Here is a 24,749-nt window from a genome sequence, read left to right on the forward strand (position 1 = left end):
GCCACCCCTTTGGGTGGCGGGCACGAACTCACAGATGAGAAGAACCGATGCTCGAGCGGTCTGCAAGGGCACTTCGGTGACAGCGCAAGGAGCACGCCATGAGTAGCGTCGCAGCCACAGAAGACAGGCGCACGGCGATTTGTCCGGCGTGCGGATACCCCAGCACCGACCTATGCGCGGCCTGCAGTCAAATGGCCCAAGCCGTCCGCGCCTACCGAGGCTTCCAGGGCTCCGTTGCTGTTGTCGTACAACCTAATCCAGTAGCGTAGCCTCGGCGGGGGTGTCACCTCTGGCCACTACAGTCGTCAGGGCCTACTCTGGTCTGGTGAGCAACACCGACGCGGCGCCCGCCGAAGTCGCCTGTGCGCCATCATCATTCACCGGAGTGCTGCATCCGCGCGAGGTGCCGCTCGGCGGGCCGCGGGCAGTCCGGGTTCGGCGCACGCTGCCGCAGCGGGAGCGGTCGCTCATCGGGGCGTGGTGCTTCGCCGACCATTACGGCCCTCACGACGTCCGCAGCGGCCCCGGCATGGACGTTCCACCGCATCCCCACACCGGACTTCAGACCGTCAGCTGGCTGTTCAGCGGCGAGGTCGAGCACCGCGACAGCGCGGGCGTACACGCAATGGTGCGGCCCGGGGAACTGAACCTGATGACGGCAGGCGCCGGAATCTGTCACTCCGAGGTGTCGGTGATTTCGGGGCCGGCGACCACCGTGCTGCACGGCGCGCAGCTCTGGGTGGCCCTGCCCGCCTCTGACCGTGACGCCGCCCGCGACTTCGCGCACTTCGTCCCGCCTCCGCATTCCCTGGACGGCGCCACCCTGCGGGTGTTTCTGGGTGAGCTCGCCGACGCCCGCTCTCCCGTGCACACGTTCACACCGCTTCTCGGTGCCCAACTGGACCTCGACCCAGGCGCCGACCTCACCTTGGACGTCGACCGCACCTTCGAGCACGGAGTGCTGCTCGATCAGGGCGATGTCGGCGTCGCCGGAACCGCGCTCGATGTCGCCGACCTCGCGTTCCAGGCAGCGGGCTGCGGGCAGCTGAACATCGTCAACCGCGGTGACGCTCCCGCACGCGTCCTGGTGCTCGGCGGCACGCCGTTTCCCGAGCAGCTGGTCATGTGGTGGAACTTCGTCGGCCGCAGTCACGACGACATCGCGACGTATCGCCGGCAGTGGGAGGACCACGACGACCGCTTCGGCTCGGTCGAGGGCTACCGCGGTTCAACGAGCCGGCTGCCCGCGCCTCCCCTGCCGAATGCGACGTTGCGGCCCCGGCCCAACCCGGCGACCTAGGCCGCGGCGAAGGTGAAGGAGGTGCCCACCGCGTTGGGCACGAACGCGTCGGGCAGCTCGGCGGCGAACCGGTGCTGGGCCTTCCATCCGGTGCAGTGAGCGGGCACGAGGACATCGGGAGCCAACTCGCGGAACGCGTCGACCGTCGGTTCGATGATGGGCTCGAACACCGCTCCGGTCAGATGGAAACCACCGATCATGGCGTGCAGCCGGTCCACGCCCGTCAGCCGCAGGGCATGCCGCGCGATGTTCACCGCACCGGCGTGACCGCACCCGGTGAGGACGACGAGCCCGTGGCCGCGGACATGCACCACCAACGCCTGCTCGTCGACGATCAACGGGTCCGGCTCCCACTTTCCGCCGCGAAATGCCTCATGGCTGGGCATCCCACGCTCGAACTCCGTGGTCCGGTCGACCTCGCCGGTGATCAGCACCGAACCGTCCAGCAGCAGCGACGGCTGGCGGCGCTCGATGACCTCGAAACCCTCGGCCTCGATTGCCGACCGGCTGAGCGTCGGCAGTTCCATGGGCTGCGCGCCGGGCAGGGCGAACCGACGCCGGCTGAACGCCAGGGGGTGCACCGCAAGCGGCAGTCCGCTGCGGCCGCGCAGCCGGACCAGCCCCGGAAAGCCGCCGTCGTGGTCGGGGTGGCCGTGGCTGAGCACGACGGCCTCGATCGCCGACGCATCCAGGCCGAGGCGCTCGAAGTTCGTCGCCATGCCGTCCGGCGAGATCCCGGTGTCGAAAAGCACTGTGTGCGTTCGGTTCCCGCTGCGAGTGGTCACCAGCGCGGAGAAGCCGTGCTCGGCGATCAGTCCGGGAGAGGCGCGGCCGCCCTCGAACTGTGGGGCAGCGATCGGGGGAACCCTGCCCATACCGAACCGACGGGCCGGGCCGACATCGCTCATCAACGCGTCGTAGCTGTTGTCCACGAGAGTCGTCACGGTGACCTCGTCGACCGGGGCCAGGGTGATCGGATCGACCGCCGGGCCTGCCGCCTCACGCGGCGTGGACGCGGACGCCTCCGCGGCAGAGCCGCCGTCATCACACATGACTCCATAGTGCGCTCCCCGGGTATAGAAGAGGCATGGCAACCGACAAGACCGGCGCGACCACCACCGTCACCAAGGAGGCCGACCGCTTCACCATCTCGGTGGACGGCACCGTCGCCGGCTTCACCGAGATCGTCGACCGCGACGGCAAGCGAACCTTCCCCCACACCGAGGTGGACGATGCGTTCCGGGGGCGCGGCCTGGCGTCGATCCTGATCGGAGAGGCGCTGCAGCAGACTCGAGACGCCGGGCTGCGGATCGTGCCGGTGTGTTCGATGGTGGCCGATTTCGTGAAGAAGCATCCCGAGTTCGACGACTCCGCCGACGCGCCGAACGGTTAGCGAAACCGGGCCGATATCGTCGGTTCCGATGACGACAGCGGACGGCACACGTTCGGCCTTCTTCGCGCCGGACGGCGATGTGTTCGTGCCCGCGCCGATCGCGCGCGGACCATGGGGTCAGACGATCAGCGGCAACTACCTCGGCGGACTGCTCGGCCATGTGCTCGAACGCGACGCCGGCGAGTCCGAATTCCAGCCTGCTCGACTGACCGTCGACCTCTTCCGTCCCGCGGCGCTGGCACCCGTTCGCATCGACACCACGGTCGCCCGTGCAGGCAGGCGCCTGAAGTTGGTCGATGCGGTGGTCACCCAGAAGGGCACCGTCGTCGCCCGCGCGAGCGGATTGTTTCTGCGGCGCGGGGAACAACCGGCCGACGAGATCTGGACTTCACCCGTGACCATGCCGCCGCTCCCGCCGACTCCTGACCCCATCCCACGCGGGCTGACCACGCTGGTGTGGACCTACGGCAAGGAACAGCACGCGCCGGGGCCGGGCTTCGGTCTAAGCGCATGGGAGCACACCGGCCCGAAGTACATCTGGGTGCGTGACATCCGCCCCCTCGTCGAGGGCGAACCGCTCACCCCCTTCGCCAGGACGGCCATGGCAGGCGACATGGCAAGTTCGCTAACCCATTACGGCCCAAGCGGTTTGCAGTTCATCAACGCCGACTACACGCTGACGCTGTCCCGGTTGCCAGAGGGGCACTATCTCGGTCTGGCGGCGCTGACCCACTCCAGCCACGACGGCGTCGCCACCGGAGTCGCCACCATCGTCGACGAGTTCGGTCCGATCGGCAGCGCAACCGCCACGGCGCTGTCCAATCCGGGCTTCAATCCACCGCATCCGTAGTCGTTACTTGATTCTGTCGATGATCGCGGTGGTGATCGAGAGGCCCGAGCTGCCGACCGTGGGTGAGCACGCACGGACGTCGACGATCACGTTGGCGCGTACAGCCATATTGCGTTCGCACTGCTGGCCAGCGGTCGCGGACGTCGTGGGGTTGAACATCAACGTCAGGACACCGGCGGTCGTCGTCGGCACGCCCAGGTCGCCCTCGGTCGAGGCGCCTTCGTACTCGAACCTGATGTGACTGGACTTGCACGCACCCCAGTCTGTGGCCTGCGTGTCGTAAAACGCCTTGGCGGCCTTGGCATCTGGGAACGCCGCCACCGACTCGACGAGCTTGTGAGTCGGATTCGCGAAAACGCCCTGCACGGCCAGCCCAGTGAAACCGGACCCGTCGTAGGTGGCCTGGTATGCGGGCCCCCCCGCGCTGGTGCAATCGGGTGGTGTCACGGTGCCGGCGATCGGCGCGAATTCCATGGGCATCGCCGTCATTCCGGGCTTGTTCATGCGCTGCGCGACGTCGTCGGCGGATAACAGCAGTGCAGGCAGCGCGTCCGTCCCGACATTGGCCGGCGCCGGCGGAGTGCTGGTGAGTTCCGAAGTCGAGGGAGCAGCCGACGAGGTCCGCGTGGAGCTTGCCACCGTCGATGTGGGATTGGCTGCCGTCGGTTCGGCGGTCTCGCCGCCGGACGTGGCGACGACGATCCCGACGACGAGCGCAACGACCGCGGCGGCCGCACCGCCGATGACCCACGCGCGCCGCTTGCCGCCCAGCAGCTGGGATCCCTTGCCGCCCTTCGGCGGCGGCTGGTGCTGCATCGCAGGCGGCTGGGTCTGCGGGGGGTGGTGCGGTGGCGGCGCGGCGTAGCGCGGTCCAGACGATGGGTTTCGGAGATAGGTATGCGCGCGCGACCATGTCGGGTTCTGTCGCTGAACCGTTGGCCGCATCGGCATCGGACGCACCGGTACGGTGCTCCCCTCGAGCGCGTCAGCCGCTGCGGCTGCCAAGTCACGCGCCGTCTGATAGCGGTCGGCCGGGTTCTTCGCCAGCGCCCGCGCAATCACCCGGTCGATGCCAGGGGGCAACGCGGGCACAAGATCGGTGGCTCGCGGCGGTGGCTGGTTCAAGTGGGCGGACATGGTCGCCGCCATTCCGCCGGAATCGCCGAACGGTGTTCTCTGGGTGAGCAGGTGGTAGAGCGAACAGCCAAGCGAGTAGATGTCGGCGCGGCCGTCGACGTTGTAGCCGGACAGACTTTCGGGCGCGGCGTAGGCGATGGTGGCCACCACCATTCCGGTCTGCGTCAGATTGACCGCGTCGTCGAGCGCGCGAGCAATCCCGAAGTCCGCCAAGAAGACTCGCTCGTCTTCTGAGCTGAGCAGAAAATTAGCCGGCTTGACGTCACGATGCAGTAGCTGACGCCGGTGCGCGTAGTCCAGCGCCTTGGCGACCTCGCCGACAATGTACACAGCGCGCTGCGGGGTCATCCGCCTCTTGCGCGTCTCGTTCTCGGCATCGCTGCCGTCCACGTACTGCATCGCGATCCAGAGCTGGCCGTCGTCGGTCTCGCCGCGGGTGTAGACGGTGACGATATTGGCGTGATTCAGCGTCGCGGCCAGATCAGCCTCTCGCAGGAATCGGGCCCGGAAATGTTCATCGCGTGACAGCTCCTCGGAGAGCACCTTCAACGCGTCACTGCGTGGCAACGCGGGATTCCGAGCCCGGTAGACCGTGCCCATTCCGCCGGCGCCCAGCACCGCCTCGATGGTGTAGCCGGACACCACCATTCCGGGACTAAACGCCACACTGCCCCCTAAGTCTGCCGACGTTGTCCTAGGTCGGATGTCCAAGCATGCCGAACACCCCGCGACCTCCTGGTCGCGGGGTGTTCGTTGACCTGCGGGACTAGCTGAGGCCGACAACCTCCTGCGCAATCTCGGCAACGCGAGTCTGCGCGGCGGACACCAGCCGCTGCCGGTTCTTGTGAGCCTCCTCGTACGCGATGATCGTCCGGATGTCGGACGGCGCCTCGAGTTCCTTCACCGCGGCGACGGCCTCGTTGAGGTTCAGCTCGTCGTAGTCGGGGATCGGCAGTTCCTCGACGTCGAGGACACCGGTCGCGGCGCGCGCGTTGTGCAGCGCGTCGGCGGTCTTGTCGGCTCCCTCGTCACGGACCACGGCCTCGGCGCTCTGCAGCGCCGCATCGCGCGAGGCGCCGATCGCCTTGAGCGCGACCTCACCGGCACGCTGCGCACGACGGACCAAGTCGTCCACGGCCGGTCCGGTGGAGCGGACCAGTTCGGCGACACGCTCCGCGGACTGGGCCGACCACTGGCCGGGCAAACCAACGATCTTCACCGCAGTGCCCGCGGCTGCCTGCAGAGGTGTGCGGCGCAGTGCCGCCGGCCCACCGAGGGCATCCTCAGCCAGCACGGTGGTCAGCCAGTTGACCGTCGCGGAGTGTGCGGTGATCAGGCGGTCTGCAAGCCCCTGGACGTCGCTGTTCTTTTCTGCGACCGCGAGCGCCTTGATGTAGCGCGAGCGGTCCAGAAGCTGATCCTCCAGCGCGAGGTCGCCCAGCAGCGCCTCGTCGAAGGGCTGTGCCTGCTCGGTGAGCGCCTTCACCGCAGCGGCGGCGCGTCCGAGGAAGGGCCCGATGGTGTCGGGGAAACCGCCGAGGTCACGGATCGCTTTCTCGATCGCCTCGGCGCGGATGCGCCCGTTGTTCGCGTTCTTTGTCAGCTCGTCGCGCACAGCGTCCGTACGCGCCTGCGCAATCCGGGTCTCCGCAACCTGAATCTCGGTGTGCGTCAGGTCAAGTACGGTGCGCAGTTGGTTGATCAAAGTGGTGTGGGTCATCAGTTATCGCCTCTTTGCGTCGTAGTCATGATTGATCGGCGCTCGGCTGCACCTGACCAATTGGCTACCCGACACACCGCGATGAACAACATTGCGCGCTGTGAGATAGGTCGCACCGCCCGTTTCAGCGCGGTTTGAGAACGATCACCGGGATCTCGCGGTCCGCCCACGTCTGATAGGTGTCGAAGTCCGCGTACGCCTCGACCAGCTTCGGCCACAGCCTGGCCCTTTCTTCAGGCGAGGCAGTCTCGGCGCGCACAGCCCGACGATCGGAGCCGATCTCGATGTAGCAATCGGGGATCGCCACCAGGTTGCGGTACCACTGCGGGTGGGTGTCGCTACCACCCTTCGACGCCACGATCACCACGTCCTGCCCGTCATGGATGAACACCAGCGGAGACACGAACGTCTTGCCGGACTTGCGGCCGGTGTGCTCGAGGAGCAGCGTGGGCACGGGCTTCTTGAACCCGGCGCCGACGCGCCAGTTGGCGCCGATCTTCCCGCCGGATTTCCGGTAGGCCCATACGTGGGCCTTGCCCGCGTACTTCATCACCGTCGTCACGAACGGCGAATTCAGTTGCTTCGGTTTGTTGTTCGGATCCATCACGTCCCCTATAGGTATTGCGCGGTGCTGCCGGCGATGGGCATCTCGCCCATGCCCAGCTTGCGGTGATCCCAGCTGCGCAACCGGCCGGGCACGACCCGCACACAGATCCGGTTGTTCATCATCTGATCGACGAAAGGGCGCATGTCGTCGGTGTAAGGCCCGGTGTAGCGCTCCCACACGCTGATGCCAACGCGCAGATTGGTTTCCGGATCGTCGATGATCTCCGCGCGGCCGTCGATCGATACCCCGCGCAGCGTGTTGTAGGACTGTCCGTCCTCGATCATCACGGTGATCGTCGGATCGCGACGCAGGTTGACCGCCTTCTGCGACTTGGCCTTGGTCTCGAACCAGATCTCACCGTCGAGGTACGCGTACCACATCGCGACGAGGTGCGGCCGTCCGTCGGGAAGCACCGTCGCCATCGTCGCAGTGCGGCTGCGCTCGATGAACTCGGTGATCTCGTCATCGCTCATGACGATCTTTGAACGCTCGTTCTTGCCCACGCCGAAATACTTTCAGGTCGCCTTTGCGGTGACCGTCACCGGGATGCCGTTGAGCGCCCCGTTGCCCGAAGGCTCGTCGATGAACGTCGGCGGCGACAGGACGTTGGTGTTCACGCCGGGCGAATCGTTGGCGACCGCCATGCGGGTGCCCGGCTTGCCGTGCCCCCAGCCGTGCGGCATCGACACCACGCCGGGCTTGATCGCCTCGGTCACCTCGGCGGCCACCTCGATGTGGCCACCGGCGGACGTCACCGTGACGAGGTCGCCGGTCGACACCTTGCGCTTGGTCGCGTCGTCGGTGTGGATCAGAAGGGTGCAGCGGTCCCTGCCCTTCATCAGCGGTCCGACGTTGTGCAGCCACGAGTTGTTCGAGCGCAGGTGACGCCTGCTCACGAGGACCAGCTCGTCGGGTGCGCGGTCCAGGCGGGCGGCCAGCCGCGGCAGGTCGTCGAGCAGATACTGCGGTGCGAGCCGGATCTTCTTGTCGGCGGTTCCCAGCACCTCGGGCACCCGGGACACCATCGGCCCGAAGTTGATGCCGTTGGGCTGCGCCTTCAGCTTCTCCAGCGTCAGCCCGTCCGGGTTCTCGCCATAGCGATCGCCGAACGGACCGGTGCGCAGCGTGAGGTCCAGGATGCGTTCGGGGCCACCAGTCAAATCAGTCGAGGCGTAGTTCCTTCGTAGTTCGGCGCCGTCGAGTCCCTGGGTGAATGCCATGTAGTCGAAGAAGCCGTCGTCGATCGCCGCGACGTCGACGTCCTCGGCGGGCATGCCGGTGCACAGGCCCGTCAGCCTGACCAGGATTTCCCACTCGCGGGGCCGGTCCGGTTCGTCGGGCTCGAATACCGGTGCCGAATAGTTGGCGATGCTGTTGACCGCGAAGTTGAGGATCAGGTCGTCGTGGTGCGGCTGTTCGAGAGGCGACAGGCCGGGCAGGATCACGTCGGCGTGCCGGGTCGTCTCGTTGAGCCACAGGTCTACGGAGATCATCGCGTCCAGGTTCGGAAGCGCCTCGTCGAGCGTGTGACCGGCCGGGGTGGACAGCACCGGGTTGCCCGCGACGGTGATGAGGGCCTTGATCTGGCCCTCCCCCGGCGTCGCGATCTCCTCGGCCAGACACGACACCGGCACCTGGCCCAGGACCTCCTTGGCTCCGCGCACGCGGGTTCGGAAGCGGCCGAATTCCGGTGCCCCGTCTTCGAGTCCGGGGATCGGCTGCACGGTCACCGACCATGCGGTGGCGCGCGGGAACATCGACCCACCCGCGTTGTCGAAGTGACCGGTGAGGATGTTGACGACGTCGACGAGCCAACTGGCCAGGCTGCCGAATTCCTGGTTGCACGTACCGATCCGGCCGTAGACGACGGCGCGTTCGGTCGCCACGAGCTCGCGGGCCAGTGCGCGGATGCGCTCGGCGTCGATACCCGTCACTCCCGCGACCCGCTCCGGGGACCAGTCCGCGGCGACCTCGGCCATCCGGTCCAGCCCGTCGATGTGCGGTGCCAGCTCACCGAGGTCGACCAGGTCCTCGTCGAACAGTGTGTGGGTCACCGCCATCAGCAGGGCTGCGTCGGTTCCGGGCGTGATCGGTAGCCACTCGTCTGCACGCGCCGCGGTGGCGGTCCGGACGGGATCGATCACAATGACCTTGCCGCGCTTGCGAATTGCGCCGATGATGCCCATCACGTCCGGTGCCGCGAGCAGCGACCCCTGCGATGCGGCCGGGTTCGCACCCATCACCACGAGCAGGTCGGTGCGCTCGATGTCGGGCACCGGGAACGTCCACCATCCGCCGTACATCAGGTGCGACGACAGGTTCTTGGGCCACTGATCGACGGTGCCAGGCGAATAGGACAGCGGAATGCCCGACATACCCAGCAGCACCCCGGTGTAGCGCCCGAGCGAGAACGAATGCGCGAGCGGGTTTCCGGTGTAGCAGGTCACCGCCCCGATGCCGTATTTCTCGATCACCGGCGCCAGCAGTTGGGTGCAGCGCCGGAACGCCGCGTCCCAACTGACCTCCTGCCACTGCCCGTCGACCTTGATCATCGGTTGGCGGATCCGGTCGGGATCCTCGTGCACCTTGCCCAGGCTCGCGCCCTTCGGACAGATGTGGCCGCGGCTCCATGTGTCGTCGGGGTTGCCGCGGATACCGGCCACCCGGCCATCGGAGACCTGAATCTCCAAGCCGCACATGGCTTCACACAGCGGACAGGTGTACAAATGGCGGCCGTCCTCGCCGACACCGGCCAGCAGGTTTGTTTGTTCGATGGTCATCGCCGCCTCCGCTGCTTTCGCCGAACGTGGGTTACCCGCACGCCTGAGGGCCGAAGTGCGTGCGGGTAACCCACGTTCGGCACCGTGTTGTTGTGACACACTGTAACGACAAATGCCGGAGGGGGTGTGCATCTTGGAGACCGCCCAGCGGCGTCACCGGCGCCAGGGTTCACGGCGCGACCCGTCCATCGACGCCGACGTGCTCGCCGCGACCCGGCGTCTGCTGGTCGCACGCGGTTACGCGGCGACGACCATCGATCTGATCGCCACGACGGCGAAGGTGAGCCGGCCCGCCGTCTACCGGCGATGGAGCTCCAAGGCCCAGCTGGTGCACGAGGCGCTATTCCCGGACCTCGGCCCCGAACCGCCCGCCGACGATTTCGTCGCAGAGATCACCCGCCTGTGCCACGGAGCCCTGGCCATGTACGGCGACCCCGCCGTGCGTGAGGCGATCCCCGGCCTTCTCAACGACCTACGCTCGGACCGCCGGATGCGTCGCGTCCTCAGCGACCGCCTGGAAGCCGCCGCACGCCGTCACCTCGCCGACCGGATCGACTCGGCGGTCGCCGACGGCACGGCGCGCCCCGGCGTCGACGCCAACACCGTCATGGACATGATCGCCGGTGGCGCCTGGTACGCGGTGTGTGTGCGTCGCGTCAAAGACATCGACGCCGCCGCCGTACAGCTCAGTGGTGTCGTGTTGCGCGGGGTGCTGGTTCCGGCCCGCTAGCGTGCGCCGCGACTACGGCCACGGGCTGTAGCCGCCGGGCATGTTCTGCAGCATGCCCATGCAGGTGCCCAGATGCCGGCCAGGGATACACGTGATGCCGTTGACGGTCGGGATGTTCCCGGGAGCAGAGCACTGCCCGGTGAACGGATCGGTGTAGAAGTTCGGGCCGCAGGCGCTCGCGGGCGCGGCGGTCACGAAAGGTGCGACCGCGAAGGCGCTGGCACAAACGACAGCGAAGAACAGCCTGCCCATTGGATTCCGAGTTGCCATCTTCGCGCTTTCGTTCGGCGTCATGTTCATCGTAAACACAAAAGCCACGACCCGTTCCGGTCGTGGCTTTTCGCGCGGCAGCTCATCGATTCACTGCATCTTGATTGTGGGCGAAGGGGGACTTGAACCCCCACGTCCCGAAGGACACTGGCACCTGAAGCCAGCGCGTCTGCCATTCCGCCACTCGCCCCAACAACCGGGGGAGCCTATCACGCACGACACCCCGCTCCCCAACCGCGGCGTCGCGCACCGGCCGTCCGAACTCGGCGCGCACAAATAGCGCTGACCTGCCTCGATCCAATTCTCAGAGTTCCTTTGTTCCCGCTGTGACGTGCTGGGCCGATACCATGCAACGGAAGGCGGTGGCTAGGCGACACGCGGGGTGAGCAGCGCCATACGCAGGACGACGACCAACGACGAGTGAGGCGGGCGGTGATATGGGTCTTGCCGACCGCATCGAGCGCAAACTCGAGTCAACCGTGGGCGACGCATTCGCCCGGGTGTTCGGCGGATCGATCGTTCCGCAAGAGGTCGAGGCGATGCTTCGCCGCGAGGCCGAGGCCGGTGCACGTGAATCGGCCGCCGGGCGAGTTTTGGCGCCAAACGACTACGTCATTACCCTCAGTGTGCCTGACTATCAGAAGGTGAGTGCCGACCCGGACCTCACATCCGCGACTTTTGCCAAGCACTTGGAGGGATACATCCATGAGCAGGGATGGCAAACGTATGGTGATGTGGTCGTCAGGTTCGAACAATCATCCGGCCTGCACACCGGACAGTTTCGCGCGCGTGGGGCGGTCAATCCTGACTCAACCAGTGGCGATCCCGCCCCACCACCCCGAGAACTCTCGTCCAACGCAGAATCAGGAGTACCGATGAGCGACAACCCGACCCAATACGGCGGCCAGGGACCGGGGCGGCCCGCCGACGAATACTACGACGACCGGTACAACCGGCCCGAGGACCGGGGACCCGATCCCCGCGCCCCCTACCCCCCGCAGGAGCAGGGCGGATACCCGCAACAGCGGGAGGGCTACCCGCCACGCCAGGGCGGCTACCCAGAGCAGGGCGGCTACCCAGAGCAGGGCGGCTATCCCGACCAGGGTTACCCGCCGCCGTCGTATGAGCAGCGCCCGCCAGCCGGGTACGGCCCGCCGTCAGGCGGCGGCGGATATCCCGACCAGGGTTACCGCCAGGGACAGGGCGGCTACGGCGCCCCTCCCGGGGGCCAGCAGGGCTACGGCCCGCCCGCGGGTGACTACGGTCGCCCGCCCGCGCGGCCCGACGACGGCGGTTACGGCCGACCGGACGCGCGGCCGTCATACCCCGACCAGGGCGGCTACCCCGAACAGGGCGGATACCCGGATCAAGGCGGATACCCGGACCAGGGCGGGGCCTACGGTGGACAGGCCTACGGACGCCAGGACCAGGGCTATGCGCAGCCGAACTACGGCGGCTACCCAGAGGGCGGCGCAGGCTATGCCGAGCCCGGCTACGGCGAGCAAGGCGGATACGACTACGGCCAGCAGCAAGGCGGCGGCTACGGCTACGGCCAGGGCGACTATCCCCCCGCCGCTGCCACCGTCACGCTTCATCTCGACGACGGCAGTAACCGCACGTATCAGCTGCGTGAAGGCGCGAACGTCGTCGGCCGCGGACAGGACGCCCAGTTCCGGCTGCCCGACACCGGCGTGTCCCGCCGTCATCTGGAGATCCGCTGGGACGGTCAGGTCGCACTGCTCTCCGATCTCAACTCGACCAACGGCACGACGGTCAACAACGCACCAGTTCAGGAGTGGCAACTCGCGGACGGCGACGTGATCCGTTTGGGCCATTCGGAGATCGTCGTCCGCGTGCACTGAGGCTTGGCCTGCCGTGGGCGGGGGGAAGCTGCGGCTTCCCCCTCATGCCGCTGGGCGTCCAAGTATCGTGACGTTGCCGAAGTAGGCGACTTGGTGTTGTTGTCGATGCGACGGAATCGAATGGGGATGGAGAGGACGTCAGATGCAGGGGTTGATACTGCAACTGACACGCGTCGGCTTCCTGTTGCTTCTGTGGTTGTTCATCTGGTCGGTGCTGCGGATCTTGAGGACAGATATCTACGCGCCCACCGGAGCGGTCATGGTGCGCCGGGGACTGCCGTTGCGGGGATCGCTGCTGCCCAAACGCGGCCAACGGAACGTGGCGCGTCAACTCGTCGTCACCGAAGGCGCACTCGCAGGCACCCGCATCACATTGGGCAGCCAGCCGGTGCTCATCGGCCGCGCCGACGACTCGACTCTGGTTCTCACCGACGATTACGCCTCGACACGGCACGCCAGGCTGTCCCCACGGGGTTCGGAATGGTACGTAGAAGACCTAGGATCGACCAACGGCACATACCTCGACAGGGCCAAGGTGACGACTGCGGTACGCGTTTCGATGGGCACGCCGGTTCGAATCGGCAAAACGGTAATTGAGCTGCGCCCGTGACACTGGTGCTCCGATACGCCGCGCGCAGCGACCGCGGCCTCGTCCGCGCGAATAACGAGGACTCCGTCTACGCCGGTGCGCGGCTGCTCGCGCTCGCCGACGGTATGGGCGGTCATGCAGCCGGTGAGGTCGCCTCCCAACTGGTGATCGCCGCGCTGGCCCACCTCGATGACGACGAGCCCGGCGGCGATCTGCTGAGCTCGCTGGACACCGCGGTCCGTGAGGGCAACGCCGCGATCGCCGCGCAGGTCGAGGCCGACCCCGAGCTCGAGGGCATGGGCACCACGCTGACCGCGATCCTGTTCGCGGGCAATCGCCTTGGGCTGGTCCACATCGGTGACTCACGCGGCTATCTGCTGCGCGACGGCGAACTCAACCAGATCACCAAGGACGACACCTTCGTTCAGACCCTGGTCGACGAGGGCCGCATCACGCTCGAGGAGGCGCACAGCCATCCGCAGCGGTCGCTGATCATGCGCGCGCTCACCGGTCACGAGGTGGAACCGACGCTGATCATGCGCGAGGCTCGCGCCGGCGACCGTTACCTGCTGTGCTCCGACGGGCTGTCCGATCCGGTCAGCCACGACACCATCCTCGAGGCGCTGCAGATCGCCGACACAGCCGAAAGTGCCGACCGTCTCATCGAATTGGCGTTGCGCGGCGGCGGACCCGACAACGTGACGGTGGTGGTGGCCGACGTCGTCGACTACGACTACGGCCAGACCCAGCCGATTCTCGCGGGTGCGGTGTCCGGCGACGACGATCAGTCCGCGCCACCGAATACGTCCGCGGGCCGCGCGTCCGCATTCAACCCGAAACGCAATGCGGCCAAGCGTGTCGAACCGCCTCCAGAGGAGCCGGTTCGTGCACCGAAATCGCGGCGGCGAATGTTCATTGCCGCCGCGATTTTAATTCTGGTGGTCGTCGCGGGCCTGGCCATCGGCCGCGAGGTCGTGCGCAGCAATTACTACGTCGCCGCCCACGACGGCACCGTCTCGATCATGCGCGGTGTGCCCGGGTCGATTCTCGGCCTGCCCCTGCAGGAGACCTACCGGCACGGCTGCCTGACCGCCCGCAACGAACTCAAACTCATCGCGCCGGGCCAGTCGACTCCGGGTTGCCAACTCTTTCGTGTCAGCGATCTGAAGCAGACCGAACGACAGCAAGTGGAGGCCGGCCTGCCGACGGGCTCCGAGGACGACGCCATCGTCCAGATCAACCGGCTCGCCCAGGATTCGGTGCTGCCGGTCTGTGCACCACCGGAGCCGCCGACGACGACGTCGCCGCGGCCCACCGCCGTGCCGCATTCGCCGGACCCGTCGAATTCGCCTGGGCTGCCCAACAATCCGCCGAACAACGTGACGACTGCCCCGCCACCACAGGGCACGGAGACGCCGGCGCCTGAGACTCCGCAGACCGTCACGCGGACCGCGGCCCCCGCTCCGGGGCCGACCCCGCCGCCCGCTCCGGGTAGCTCGACACCCGCGCCGCCGCCCGCCCCACCGACCCCTGCGCCGACGCCGTCCCAGACCGTCACGGCCCTGCCCCCACCACCACCGGAGCCCGGGACGAACTGCCGGGAATTGTCATGACGACCCAGCCGCAATCACCGGTGGCCGTCACTCCCGCACTGCCGAACAGGCGCAACGCCGAACTGTTCCTTCTCGGCTTCGCCGCGGTCATCACCACGGTGGCCCTGCTGCTCGTCGAGGCCAACCAGGAACAGGGACTGCGTTGGGACCTGGCGCAGTACGCCGTCGCCTACCTGGCGCTGTTCACCGGCGCGCACCTCGCGGTGCGACGCTTCGCGCCGTACGCCGACCCGCTCCTGCTCCCGGTCGTCGCGCTGCTGAACGGGCTCGGCCTGGTGATGATCCACCGGCTGGACCTCTCCGAGGGCGTGCTCATACAGCACGGCCTCGGCGGCACCGCCGACCAGCAGATGCTGTGGACCCTCGTCGGCGTCATCGGCTTTTCGCTCGTCGTGATCTTCTTGCGCGACCACCGCATGCTCGCGCGGTACGGCTACGTCTACGGGCTAACCGGCCTCGTCCTGTTGCTGATCCCAGCGCTGCTGCCGAGCTCGATGTCCGAGCAGAACGGCGCGAAGATCTGGATTCAGTTCCCGGGCTTCTCCATCCAGCCGGCGGAGTTCTCGAAGATCCTGCTGCTCATCTTCTTCGCCTCGGTGCTGGTGGCCAAGCGCAGCGTGTTCACCAGCGCGGGCAAGCACTTCCTCGGCATGGATCTGCCGCGGCCACGCGACCTCGCGCCGCTGCTCGCGGCGTGGATCGCATCGGTGGGGGTGATGATCTTCGAGAAGGACCTCGGCACGTCGCTGTTGCTCTATGCATCCTTTCTGGTCCTCGTCTACATCGCGACCGACCGATTCAGCTGGGTGGTCATCGGCTTGGCGCTGTTCGCCGCGGGAAGCGTTGCGGCGTATTACCTTTTCGGCCACGTCCAGGTTCGTGTGCAGAACTGGCTGGACCCGTTCGCCGACCCTGAGGGCGCCGGGTATCAGATGGTGCAGTCGATGTTCAGCTTCGCCACCGGCGGGATCTTCGGCACCGGTCTCGGCAACGGGCAGCCCGGCACTGTGCCCGCCGCGTCGACGGACTTCATCATCGCGGCCATCGGGGAGGAACTCGGTCTGGTCGGGCTGGCCGCCGTCCTCATGCTGTACACGATCGTGGTCATCCGTGGCCTCCGCACGGCGATCGCGGTACGCGACAGCTTCGGCAAGCTGCTGGCCGCCGGGCTCGCGTCCACACTGGCGATCCAACTGTTCATCGTCGTCGGTGGCGTCACCAAGCTGATCCCGTTGACCGGACTCACCACACCGTGGATGTCCTACGGCGGATCGTCCTTACTGGCGAACTATCTGCTGCTGGCGATCCTGGTTCGGATCTCGCACTCGGCGCGGCGTCCGCTTGTCACCTCACCACAGGCCGCGGCCCCGATCGCGGCGGTGAGCACCGAGGTGATCGAGAAGGTATGAACACCTCGCTACGCCGCATCGCCATCGCTGTGATGGTCCTGGTGGTCCTGCTGCTGGCCAACGCCACGTTCACCCAGGTATTCACGGCGGACGGCCTGCGTTCCGATCCGCGCAACCAGCGCGTGCTCCTCGACGAGTACTCGCGTCAGCGCGGCCAGATATCCGCAGGCGGTCAACTCCTGGCCTACTCCGTTTCGACCAACGGGCGCTTCCGCTTCCTACGCGTGTACCCGAACCCTTACACGTACGCGCCCGTCACCGGTTTCTATTCGCTGCAGTACTCGAGCACCGGCCTGGAGCGCGCCGAGGACACCATCCTCAACGGGTCGGACCAGCGCCTGTTCGCCCGGCGCCTCGCAGACTTCTTCACCGGCCGCGATCCACGCGGCGGGAACGTCGACACCACAATCAAGCCCCAGGTGCAGCAGGCCGCCTGGGACGCGATGAAAACCGGCTGCAACGGTCCGTGCAAGGGCTCGGTGGTCGCCCTCGAGCCGTCCACCGGCAAGATCCTCGCGATGGTCTCGTCGCCGTCGTACGACCCCAACCTGCTGGCCACGCACAATTTGGACGAGCAGTCGGCCGCCTGGCAGCAGCTGCGCGACGACCCCGATTCGCCGTTGTTGAACCGCGCCATCTCCGAGACCTATCCGCCCGGGTCCACGTTCAAGGTCATCACGACTGCGGCGGCGCTTCAGCGCGGCGCCACCGAGAACACCCAGCTGACCGCGACGGCTCGAATCCCGTTGCCCGACAGCACCGCAACGCTGGAGAACTTCGCAGGCACCCCGTGTGGCGACGCCCCGACGACCACCCTGCGGCAGGCGTTCTCGAAATCGTGCAACACCGCCTTCGTCCAGCTCGGCCTCGACACCGGCAAGGAAGCCCTGCGGTCCACGGCGCAATCGTTCGGACTGGACACTCCTCCCCCGATGATCCCGCTGCAGGTCGTCGAGTCGACCGTCGGCCCGATCGACGACGACGCCGCCCTCGGCATGACGAGCATCGGCCAGAAGGACGTCGCGGTCACGCCGCTGCAAAATGCGTTGGTGGCCGCGACCATCGCCAACGACGGGGTAACGATGCGTCCTTACCTGGTCGATAGCCTTAAGGGACCCGACCTTGCCAATATCGGTACAGCGGCGCCGCAGGAAGAGCGGCGAGCGGTGTCGCACGAGGTCGCCGATACAATGACGGATCTGATGGTCGCCGCTGAGCAGGTCACGCAGCAGAAGGGAGCCATCGCCGGCGTGCAGATCGCTTCGAAGACCGGCACAGCGGAGCACGGCAACGATCCGCGCAACACCCCACCGCATGCCTGGTACATCGCATTCGCCCCTGCCCAGGCGCCCAAGGTGGCCGTCGCTGTGCTGGTCGAGAACGGGGGCAACCGCCTTTCGGCCACCGGAGGGGCGCTGGCCGCCCCGATCGGGCGCGCCGCGATCGCCGCAGCGCTGCGGGAGGAATCATGAGTCCGCGCGTGGGAGTGACGCTGTCCGGCCGGTATCGGCTGCAGCGGTTGATCGCCACCGGCGGCATGGGCCAGGTCTGGGAAGGTATCGACTCCCGGCTGGGGCGCCGCGTCGCGGTGAAGGTCCTCAAGGCCGAGTACTCCGAGGACGCCGAGTTCGTCGAGCGGTTCCGCGCCGAGGCGCGCACCGTCGCGATGCTCAACCACCCGGGCATCGCCGGTGTGTACGACTACGGCGAGACCGATATGGACGGCGAGGGCCGGACCGCATATCTGGTGATGGAACTGGTCAACGGCGAGCCGCTGAACTCCGTGCTCAAGCGCACCGGCCGGCTGTCCCTGCGGCACGCACTGGACATGCTCGAGCAGACCGGCCGCGCTCTTCAGGTCGCACACACCGCGGGCCTGGTGCACCGCGACGTCAAGCCCGGCAACATCCTCATCACGCCGACCGGCCAGGTGAAGCTCACCGACTTCGGCATCGCGAAGGCCGTCGACGCGGCTCCGGTGACCCAGACCGGCATGGTGATGGGCACCGCCCAGTACATCGCGCCCGAGCAGGCGCTCGGCCACGATGCGACGGCCGCCAGCGACGTGTACTCACTGGGAGTTGTTGGCTACGAATCGGTTTCGGGCAAGAGGCCGTTCACCGGTGACGGTGCGCTGACCGTGGCGATGAAGCACATCAAGGAGACCCCTCCCCCGCTGCCCGCCGACCTGCCGCCCAATGTGCGCGAGCTGATCGAGATCTCCCTGGTCAAGAACCCGGGTATGCGGTACCGGTCGGGCGGCCTGTTCGCCGACGCGGTCGCCGCGGTGCGCTCGGGCCGTCGGCCGCCGCGGCCGAACCAGGCGCCGTCGATCGGACGCGCAACACCGGCGGCCGTGCCGTCGGCAGCACAGGCCCGCGCCGCCGCGGATCTGACCGCACGTGCGCCGGCGACGGCTGCCCGGCCGCGCCCGGCGACCGGAAGCCACCGCCCTGCCCCGGCCCCGGCCCGCGGCACGTTCTCGTCGGGTCAGCGGGCGTTGCTGTGGGCGGCCGGCGTACTCGGCGCCCTGGCGATCGTCATCGCGATCCTCATCGTGCTCAACGCCCAGGACCGTAAGGACACCGAGCAGACGCCGGCCCCGACGATCACCAATACGATCACCGAGACCACCCCGTTCTCGCCGACGGCGATGCCGGATTGGACTGAGCAGGGCCCGATCGGTCATGGTGGGACAGAATTCGGGGTAACCCGACTCAATGCGATGGCGCCGCCGGCAACGGTGCAGGTGACGCCTTCGCCCACGGAGCTGCAGGGCAGGCGGCCCTTCGCTTCAGAACAGACCACACAATGACAACCCCGCAACACCTGTCCGACCGGTACGAACTCGGCGACATCCTGGGCTTCGGAGGCATGTCCGAAGTCCATCTCGCGCGCGATCAGCGGCTGCACCGCGACGTCGCCGTGAAGGTGCTGCGCGCGGATCTGGCCCGCGATCCGAGCTTCTACCTCCGGTTCCGCCGGGAAGCGCAGAACGCCGCCGCCCTGAACCACCCCGCCATCGTCGCGGTGTACGACACAGGCGAGGCCGAGACACCCACCGGTCCGCTCCCCTACATCGTGATGGAGTACGTCGAGGGCGTCACGCTGCGCGACATCGTGCACACCGAGGGGCCGATGGAGCCGCGCCGGGCCATCGAGGTCATCGCCGACGCATGCCAGGCGCTGAACTTCAGCCATCAGCACGGGATCATCCACCGGGACGTCAAACCGGCGAACATCATGATCAGCAAGGCCGGTGCGGTGAAGGTGATGGACTTCGGCATCGCGCGGGCACTCGCCGACGCCAACAGCGTCACTCAGACCGCGGCCGTCATCGGCACCGCTCAGTACCTGTCCCCGGAGCAGGCGCGCGGTGAGAAGGTCGACGCCCGCTCCGACGTGTACTCGCTGGGCTGCGTACTGTACGAAATCCTCACCGGCGAACCACCTTTCGTCGGCGATTCGCCGGTCGCGGTCGCGTATCAACACGTCCGCGAAGACCCCACGCCCCCGTCGCAACGCCACGAGGGCATCTCCCCCGAGCTGGACGCCGTCGTACTCAAGGCGCTGGCCAAGAACCCGGACAACCGGTATCAGACCGCCGCGGAGATGCGCACCGACCTGGTGAAGGTCCACAGCGGTGAGCAGCCGGACGCGCCCAAGGTGTTCACCGACGCCGAGCGCAGCTCGTTGATGTCGGCGGCGCCCGGCGATCACCGGACCGAGCCCATCGATTCCGTCGCGCGGGCCCAGCCCAGATATATCGAGAAGGAGCGGCGCGGCTCGGTCGGCCGTTGGGTCATCGCGGTCGCGGTGCTGGCCGTGCTCACCGTGGTGGTGACGCTGGCGATCAACATGATGGGTGGCGCCACCCGCGACGTGCAGGTGCCCAGCGTGAGCGGGAAGGTTTCGGCCGAAGCGATCGCGGAGCTGCAGAACCGCGGCTTCAGGACCCGCACCCAGCAGAAACCCGATTCCAACGTCCCGCCCGACCACGTGATCGGCACCGACCCGGCCGCCAACTCGTCGGTCGACGCCGGCGACGAGATCACCATCAACGTGTCCACCGGGCCCGAGCAGCGCGAGATACCCGACGTCAGGAATCTCAGCTACGACGACGCCGTCGAGAAGCTCCGCGACGCCGGGTTCGAGAACTTCAGGCCGTCGTCGTCGCCGTCGACTCCCGAGATGAAGGACAAGGTCCTCGGCACCAATCCCCCGGTTAACCAGACGTCGGCGATCACCAACGAGATCACCATCGTGCTGGGCGCAGGACCCGAGACTCGGCCGCTGCCCGACGTGAAGGGCCAGTCGCAGGACAGTGCCGGACAGATCCTGACCGCGTCGGGCTTCACCAAGACCATTCCGGTCCAGGTCGACAGCACCACTCCCGTCGGCCAGGTCCTCGGCACCAATCCACCTGCGGGACAGACTGTTCCGGTCGACACGGTCATTCAGCTGCAGGTGTCGCGGGGCAACCAGTTCCTGATGCCCGACCTGACGGGCATGTTCTGGAAGGATGCCGAGCCGCGGCTTCGGGCGCTGGGCTGGACCGGTGGCCTCGACAAGGGTGGCGACGTCCAGAACTCGGGGCAGCGCTCCGCCGCGGTGGTGACCCAGAGCCCGCCGGCAGGCACCGGGGTGAACTACGACAGCCGGATCACGCTGAGCTTCGCGTCGTAGCCGCCGCGACCGCGCCGGCCACTTCGTCCTCCAGTCGGCGCACCAGCGTCTCGTCCGGTGCGTCCCCGCAGTAGCCCAGCCAGTTGGCCAGCATCCGGTGTCCGCCCTCGGTCAGGATCGATTCGGGGTGGAACTGCACGCCGTGGATCGGCAATTCGACGTGACGCACGCCCATGACGACGCCGCCCTCCGTGCGCGCGATCACCTCGAGTTCGGCGGGCACAGTCTCGGGGAGGATGGTCAGCGAGTGATAGCGCGTCGCCGTGAACGGATCCGGAAGTCCCTGCAGCACACCGGCATCGGCATGGAACACGGTGCTGGTCTTGCCGTGCAGCAGCTCGGGTGCCCGGTCGACGGTGCCTCCGAATGCGACGCCGATGGCCTGATGGCCAAGGCATACGCCGAGCAGCGGTGTCGCCGCGGCCGCGCAGGCCTTCACGAGTGGGATCGACGCACCCGCGCGCTCGGGTGTGCCGGGCCCGGGGGAGAGCAGGACACCGTCGAACGCTTTCGCGACCTCGTTCTCGTCGGTGAGGCGGTCGTCGTCGTTACGCCAGACTTCGGCGTTCACCCCGAGCTGGCCCAGGTACTGGACCAGGTTGAACACGAAGCTGTCGTAGTTGTCAACGACCAGGACACGCATCGGACCAGGTTACAACCTGTGATTTCGGCGTGGCTGGTCACGCTGAGCGTGACTGCACACGCCGAATCGCTCAGTAGCCGACGGGTCCCGCGGGTTTCGCGAATTTCATCCGCACCAGGCCGGAGTGCCCCGCGAGATCGACCTGAGCGCGGGGCTCCTCGCTGTAACCGAGCCCGAACCGCACCACGTATTGCCGGTAGAGAATCACCGGCGCTGCCGCCGCCAGGGCGGCCTTCATCGCCGACGCGTCGCCGACCGCGGAGATGACGTAGGGCGGGCTGTAGGTGCGTCCGTTCAACAGCAGCGTATTGCCGACGCACCGGGGCGCCGAGGTGCCGATGATGCGCTGATCCTGCATCTGGATGCCCTCCGCGCCTGCGCTCCACAGCGCGTTCAGCACGGCGTCGATGTCCTGCTGGTGCACCACCAGGTCGTCAGGGGAGGCGTCGCGCGGGAAACGGCCCTCAGCGTCGCGCTGAGCGTCGTTCAGCGTCACCACCAGTCCGGGTCCGCGCATGGGCTCGAGGCCCGCCTCGACGGCCAACCGGGCGGAGCGGTTGGTGATCGCGGTCAGCGCCGCGTCGGCCCCCGGCGATCCGCCGTGATGCGTGTTGAGGGTGTTCACCAACTCGTCGCGGTCGGCGGTCAACCGATCCACGGACTGCTGGGCCTCTCGCACCAGGTCGACCAACCGGGGGGCGTCGCTGCGCCTGATCTCGCCGCCGCCGGACACATCATGTGTGGCTGCCAGCAGAATCCCGGCCAACAAGCAGACCAACGGCACGCCGAACCGCCATGCGGACTTGGTCGTGGGCGCCATTGGCTGGTCTCCTGCGGGTGGTGCCTGCGTTAGGCTTAGGTACATCGTCGCACCGTGTGACGCCGTCTGTCCCGAAGGTACGTATGCCCAAGTCCAAGGTTCGCAAGAAGAACGACTTCACGATCAGCCCGGTGAGCCGTACTCCGGTCAAGGTCAAGGCTGGGCCGTCGAGCACCTGGTTCGTGGTGTTCTTCATCGGGCTGATGCTGATCGGGCTGGCGTGGCTGCTGGTGTTCCAGCTGGCGCAGTCTGCGATCCCGTTCCTGGCCGACCTCGGCCCGTGGAACTACGCGATCGCCTTTGCCTTCATGATCAGCGGGCTGTTGCTCACGATGCGCTGGCGCTGAGTGACACAACGAGCGGTATGAATTCAAGCTGTCCTCCGAGCGTTACCCGATTAGCAACCCTGCGGTCACCAGATCACACTGATGTGATTCATCCCCATTGGGGATAGCACTTGTGGATAACCTCATTAGCCACGGTAAGAGGGTGTAAGGGCGCAGTGCAGCAAACTCAGTGGAGTCCGCCCGCACTGGGCATCGCCGCATGCGGCATAGCCGGTCTTATCTTGGCTATCGGCGCTGTGACCCTGATCACAGACGCTCCCGGGCGCATCCTGGTGGGGGTTGCCGCAATCGGGTTAATTGTGTTTGCAAGCATGTCGTGGCGTGCACGACCCAAGCTGGCAATCAAAAATGACGCCATCGTCACCCGCGGTTTACTGGGTCAAACCGAGCTGCGGCACGCCGATATCAAGCTCATCCGCATCACGGAGTTCCGCAGGATCGGCCGCAAGACGCGCTTGCTGGAGATCGACACCACCGACGACCGGCTACTTGTGTTCACCCGGTGGGATCTGGGCAGCGACCCGCTGCATGTGCTCGACGCCCTGACGGCCGCCGGCTTCGCTGGCTCCTGAGAGTCAGGCGATGGTGATCGACTCGACGACCACCGGCTCGGTCGGCCGGTCGTTGCGGTCGACCGCGGTGGACGCGATAGCGTCAACCACCTTCTGCGACTCCGGGTCGACGACCTCGCCGAAGATCGTGTGCTTGCGGTTCAGGTGTGGCGTCTTGCCGACGGTGATGAAGAACTGCGAGCCGTTGGTTCCCGGTCCGGCATTGGCCATCGCCAGCAGATAGGGCTTGTCGAACTGCAACTCGGGGTGGAACTCGTCGGCGAATTTGTAGCCGGCGTCGCCGCGACCGGTACCGGTCGGGTCGCCGCCCTGGATCATGAACCCGTCGATGACCCGGTGGAAGATCACGCCGTCGTAGAACGGGCCCGACGATCCGCCCGAGGCGTTCTGCGTGCTGTAGTCCTTGGAGCCCTGAGACAGTCCGACGAAGTTGGCGACGGTCTTGGGCGCATGGTTTCCGAAGAGTGCGATCTTGATGTCGCCACGGTTGGTGTGCAGCGTTGCAGTCGCTGTCTGAATGGGGCTCGTCACGGGAAGTCAGTGTGCCACGCTCCGTTCGACGCTCAACGGGCACCGCTGTGTTGCGGTTGATGGCAGTCTGGTACCGATTCCCGTTCAGGCCGCGAGAGAGGTGCGCTATGCGCTCGAAGACCGAGATCCGCTTGACTCCTGGACAGCGGTTGTCCCGTGGCCTCAAATATTCGGCGGTCGGTCCGGTCGATGTCACCCGCGGGGCGTTGGGCCTCGGTGTGGACGGCGCGCAGTCGTCGGCCGCCTGGGTCGGCGACCTGTACCGGCGCAGCCGGCTGAAGGATCAGCTGGCCCAGGAACTGGCGGCCGCCCAAGACACCATCGCGGCCGAGATCGCCGCCGCCCAGGAAGTGGTGTCGAACCTGCCACAGGCGTTGCAGAAGGCGCGCACGCGGCGGCGCCGGCGGCCGCTGCTGCTGGCCGCGCTCGGTGTGGCCGTGCTGGCCGGGGGAGCGGTGGCGTTCTCGATCATCCGGCGACCGCCGCCGCATGAGCCGCCGACGACGCTGCAGCCGAGTGTGCCCGTTTCGCCCAAACCGTAATGTGTTGTGCGCGTAGGATTTCGAGTGTGAGTGGAGCCTAGGGGATTCGAACCCCTGACTTCTGCCTTGCAAAGGCAGCGCTCTACCAACTGAGCTAAGGCCCCTCGTCGGGATATTTCAGGCCGGTACGTCGGCCGCTGTATGCCACACCTCGACGTCGTGCCGGGACCGCCAGATCGCCACAGCGACGACCGCGGCGACCGCTGTGGTGAGCAGCACCACAACCCTCATGGTGTGAACCTTTCCGTGGGGCTAGGAGGACTCGAACCTCCGACCTCTTCGTTATCAGCGAAGCGCTCTAACCGCCTGAGCTATAGCCCCGGACATGCCGGTACGGCCGAGCGACGA

At 67.2% G+C, this 24,749-nt stretch carries 24 protein-coding genes and 3 tRNA genes; 14 read left to right on the forward strand and 13 right to left on the reverse strand.

All coding sequences use genetic code 11. The features are described 5' to 3' along the window. Window positions 1-325: 325 nt before the first annotated feature. Entirely contained in the window at window positions 326-1,300 is a 975-nt protein-coding gene (locus tag AB4Z42_RS14665) for a pirin family protein (RefSeq protein ID WP_442009913.1), read from the forward strand. On the opposite strand, the gene AB4Z42_RS14670 is transcribed toward AB4Z42_RS14665, so the two are convergent. Then, entirely contained in the window at window positions 1,297-2,352 is a 1,056-nt protein-coding gene (locus AB4Z42_RS14670) for an MBL fold metallo-hydrolase (protein ID WP_442009914.1), read from the reverse strand. The two genes, AB4Z42_RS14665 and AB4Z42_RS14670, sit on opposite strands and share 4 nt — an antisense overlap. Before the next feature lie 35 nt (window positions 2,353-2,387). Between AB4Z42_RS14670 and AB4Z42_RS14675 the strand changes: the two genes are divergently transcribed. Both AB4Z42_RS14675 and AB4Z42_RS14680 read left to right on the forward strand, forming a co-directional pair. Beyond that, window positions 2,388-2,693 (forward strand): GNAT family N-acetyltransferase, encoded by a 306-nt coding sequence (locus AB4Z42_RS14675; protein WP_442009915.1) that lies wholly within the window; start codon window positions 2,388-2,390, stop codon window positions 2,691-2,693. Window positions 2,694-2,721: 28 nt separating this feature from the next. After that, window positions 2,722-3,543 (forward strand): acyl-CoA thioesterase domain-containing protein, encoded by an 822-nt coding sequence (locus tag AB4Z42_RS14680; RefSeq protein ID WP_442009916.1) that lies wholly within the window; start codon window positions 2,722-2,724, stop codon window positions 3,541-3,543. A gap of 3 nt (window positions 3,544-3,546) precedes the next feature. Here AB4Z42_RS14680 and AB4Z42_RS14685 read toward each other — a convergent pair whose 3' ends face one another. From AB4Z42_RS14685 to AB4Z42_RS14705, 5 genes are all read right to left on the reverse strand, one after another. After that, window positions 3,547-5,328, reverse strand: coding sequence for a serine/threonine-protein kinase PknH/PknJ (locus AB4Z42_RS14685; protein WP_442010050.1), 1,782 nt, complete (start codon window positions 5,326-5,328; stop codon window positions 3,547-3,549). Between the two features lie 118 nt (window positions 5,329-5,446). Next, window positions 5,447-6,400, reverse strand: a complete 954-nt coding sequence (locus AB4Z42_RS14690) for a ferritin-like domain-containing protein (protein ID WP_442009917.1) — start codon at window positions 6,398-6,400, stop codon at window positions 5,447-5,449. 124 nt (window positions 6,401-6,524) lie between these two features. Next, the gene (locus AB4Z42_RS14695) at window positions 6,525-7,004 is read right to left on the reverse strand and encodes a nitroreductase family deazaflavin-dependent oxidoreductase (RefSeq protein ID WP_442009918.1); all 480 of its coding nucleotides are present in this window, start codon (window positions 7,002-7,004) and stop codon (window positions 6,525-6,527) included. An 8-nt stretch (window positions 7,005-7,012) separates the two neighbouring features. Continuing rightward, window positions 7,013-7,510: a pyridoxamine 5'-phosphate oxidase family protein gene (locus AB4Z42_RS14700; RefSeq protein WP_442009919.1), complete on the reverse strand. Its 498-nt coding sequence runs from the start codon at window positions 7,508-7,510 to the stop codon at window positions 7,013-7,015. Window positions 7,511-7,522: 12 nt separating this feature from the next. After that, a complete protein-coding gene (locus tag AB4Z42_RS14705; RefSeq protein ID WP_442009920.1) occupies window positions 7,523-9,787 on the reverse strand; it encodes a molybdopterin-dependent oxidoreductase in 2,265 nt (754 codons plus the stop codon). A gap of 112 nt (window positions 9,788-9,899) precedes the next feature. Here AB4Z42_RS14705 and AB4Z42_RS14710 point away from each other — a divergent pair, with 112 nt between their 5' ends. Next, window positions 9,900-10,517, forward strand: a complete 618-nt coding sequence (locus AB4Z42_RS14710) for a TetR/AcrR family transcriptional regulator (RefSeq protein WP_442009921.1) — start codon at window positions 9,900-9,902, stop codon at window positions 10,515-10,517. A 12-nt stretch (window positions 10,518-10,529) separates the two neighbouring features. Here the strand turns inward: AB4Z42_RS14710 and AB4Z42_RS14715 are convergent, their stop codons facing one another. Both AB4Z42_RS14715 and AB4Z42_RS14720 read right to left on the reverse strand, forming a co-directional pair. Beyond that, entirely contained in the window at window positions 10,530-10,787 is a 258-nt protein-coding gene (locus AB4Z42_RS14715; protein ID WP_442009922.1) for a hypothetical protein, read from the reverse strand. A 107-nt stretch (window positions 10,788-10,894) separates the two neighbouring features. Further along, window positions 10,895-10,977, reverse strand: a tRNA-Leu gene (locus tag AB4Z42_RS14720). A 247-nt stretch (window positions 10,978-11,224) separates the two neighbouring features. Here AB4Z42_RS14720 and AB4Z42_RS14725 point away from each other — a divergent pair. The 7 genes from AB4Z42_RS14725 to pknB all read left to right on the forward strand — a co-directional run bounded on the left by AB4Z42_RS14725 (window position 11,225) and on the right by pknB (window position 20,946). Then, complete coding sequence (locus AB4Z42_RS14725; protein ID WP_442009923.1) at window positions 11,225-12,649, forward strand: FhaA domain-containing protein; 1,425 nt, start codon at window positions 11,225-11,227, stop codon at window positions 12,647-12,649. A 142-nt stretch (window positions 12,650-12,791) separates the two neighbouring features. Beyond that, window positions 12,792-13,259, forward strand: a complete 468-nt coding sequence (locus tag AB4Z42_RS14730; RefSeq protein ID WP_442009924.1) for an FHA domain-containing protein FhaB/FipA — start codon at window positions 12,792-12,794, stop codon at window positions 13,257-13,259. Beyond that, window positions 13,256-14,851, forward strand: a complete 1,596-nt coding sequence (locus tag AB4Z42_RS14735) for a PP2C family protein-serine/threonine phosphatase (RefSeq protein ID WP_442009925.1) — start codon at window positions 13,256-13,258, stop codon at window positions 14,849-14,851. The genes AB4Z42_RS14730 and AB4Z42_RS14735 overlap by 4 nt, the downstream gene beginning before the upstream one ends. Next, the gene (locus AB4Z42_RS14740) at window positions 14,848-16,260 is read left to right on the forward strand and encodes an FtsW/RodA/SpoVE family cell cycle protein (protein WP_442009926.1); all 1,413 of its coding nucleotides are present in this window, start codon (window positions 14,848-14,850) and stop codon (window positions 16,258-16,260) included. The genes AB4Z42_RS14735 and AB4Z42_RS14740 overlap by 4 nt, the downstream gene beginning before the upstream one ends. After that, window positions 16,257-17,732 carry a D,D-transpeptidase PbpA gene (gene pbpA / locus AB4Z42_RS14745; RefSeq protein ID WP_442009927.1) on the forward strand — a complete coding sequence of 492 codons (1,476 nt, stop codon included), beginning with the start codon at window positions 16,257-16,259 and terminating at the stop codon, window positions 17,730-17,732. The genes AB4Z42_RS14740 and pbpA overlap by 4 nt, the downstream gene beginning before the upstream one ends. Next, window positions 17,729-19,075, forward strand: coding sequence for a serine/threonine-protein kinase (locus AB4Z42_RS14750; protein ID WP_442009928.1), 1,347 nt, complete (start codon window positions 17,729-17,731; stop codon window positions 19,073-19,075). The genes pbpA and AB4Z42_RS14750 overlap by 4 nt, the downstream gene beginning before the upstream one ends. Then, the gene (gene pknB / locus AB4Z42_RS14755; protein ID WP_442009929.1) at window positions 19,072-20,946 is read left to right on the forward strand and encodes a Stk1 family PASTA domain-containing Ser/Thr kinase; all 1,875 of its coding nucleotides are present in this window, start codon (window positions 19,072-19,074) and stop codon (window positions 20,944-20,946) included. The genes AB4Z42_RS14750 and pknB overlap by 4 nt, the downstream gene beginning before the upstream one ends. On the opposite strand, the gene AB4Z42_RS14760 is transcribed toward pknB, so the two are convergent. Further along, window positions 20,924-21,589, reverse strand: a complete 666-nt coding sequence (locus tag AB4Z42_RS14760) for an aminodeoxychorismate/anthranilate synthase component II (protein ID WP_442009930.1) — start codon at window positions 21,587-21,589, stop codon at window positions 20,924-20,926. The two genes, pknB and AB4Z42_RS14760, sit on opposite strands and share 23 nt — an antisense overlap. Before the next feature lie 70 nt (window positions 21,590-21,659). Further along, window positions 21,660-22,409: a DUF881 domain-containing protein gene (locus AB4Z42_RS14765; protein WP_442009931.1), complete on the reverse strand. Its 750-nt coding sequence runs from the start codon at window positions 22,407-22,409 to the stop codon at window positions 21,660-21,662. Between the two features lie 83 nt (window positions 22,410-22,492). On the opposite strand from AB4Z42_RS14765, the gene crgA reads away from it, so the two are divergent. Then, window positions 22,493-22,756 carry a cell division protein CrgA gene (gene crgA, locus AB4Z42_RS14770; RefSeq protein ID WP_442009932.1) on the forward strand — a complete coding sequence of 88 codons (264 nt, stop codon included), beginning with the start codon at window positions 22,493-22,495 and terminating at the stop codon, window positions 22,754-22,756. 155 nt (window positions 22,757-22,911) lie between these two features. Continuing rightward, window positions 22,912-23,328, forward strand: a complete 417-nt coding sequence (locus AB4Z42_RS14775) for a PH domain-containing protein (protein WP_442009933.1) — start codon at window positions 22,912-22,914, stop codon at window positions 23,326-23,328. A 3-nt stretch (window positions 23,329-23,331) separates the two neighbouring features. Here AB4Z42_RS14775 and AB4Z42_RS14780 read toward each other — a convergent pair whose 3' ends face one another. Then, a complete protein-coding gene (locus AB4Z42_RS14780; protein WP_442009934.1) occupies window positions 23,332-23,859 on the reverse strand; it encodes a peptidylprolyl isomerase in 528 nt (175 codons plus the stop codon). 107 nt (window positions 23,860-23,966) lie between these two features. Here AB4Z42_RS14780 and cwsA point away from each other — a divergent pair, with 107 nt between their 5' ends. Next, window positions 23,967-24,401, forward strand: coding sequence for a cell wall synthesis protein CwsA (gene cwsA / locus AB4Z42_RS14785; RefSeq protein ID WP_442009935.1), 435 nt, complete (start codon window positions 23,967-23,969; stop codon window positions 24,399-24,401). Between the two features lie 31 nt (window positions 24,402-24,432). Here cwsA and AB4Z42_RS14790 read toward each other — a convergent pair. Beyond that, a tRNA-Ala gene (locus AB4Z42_RS14790) sits at window positions 24,433-24,505 on the reverse strand. 143 nt (window positions 24,506-24,648) lie between these two features. Continuing rightward, a tRNA-Ile gene (locus tag AB4Z42_RS14795) sits at window positions 24,649-24,722 on the reverse strand. Window positions 24,723-24,749: the final 27 nt, after the last annotated feature.

It is taken from the genome of Mycobacterium sp. 2YAF39, from assembly GCF_052114565.1.
GTDB lineage: Bacteria > Actinomycetota > Actinomycetes > Mycobacteriales > Mycobacteriaceae > Mycobacterium.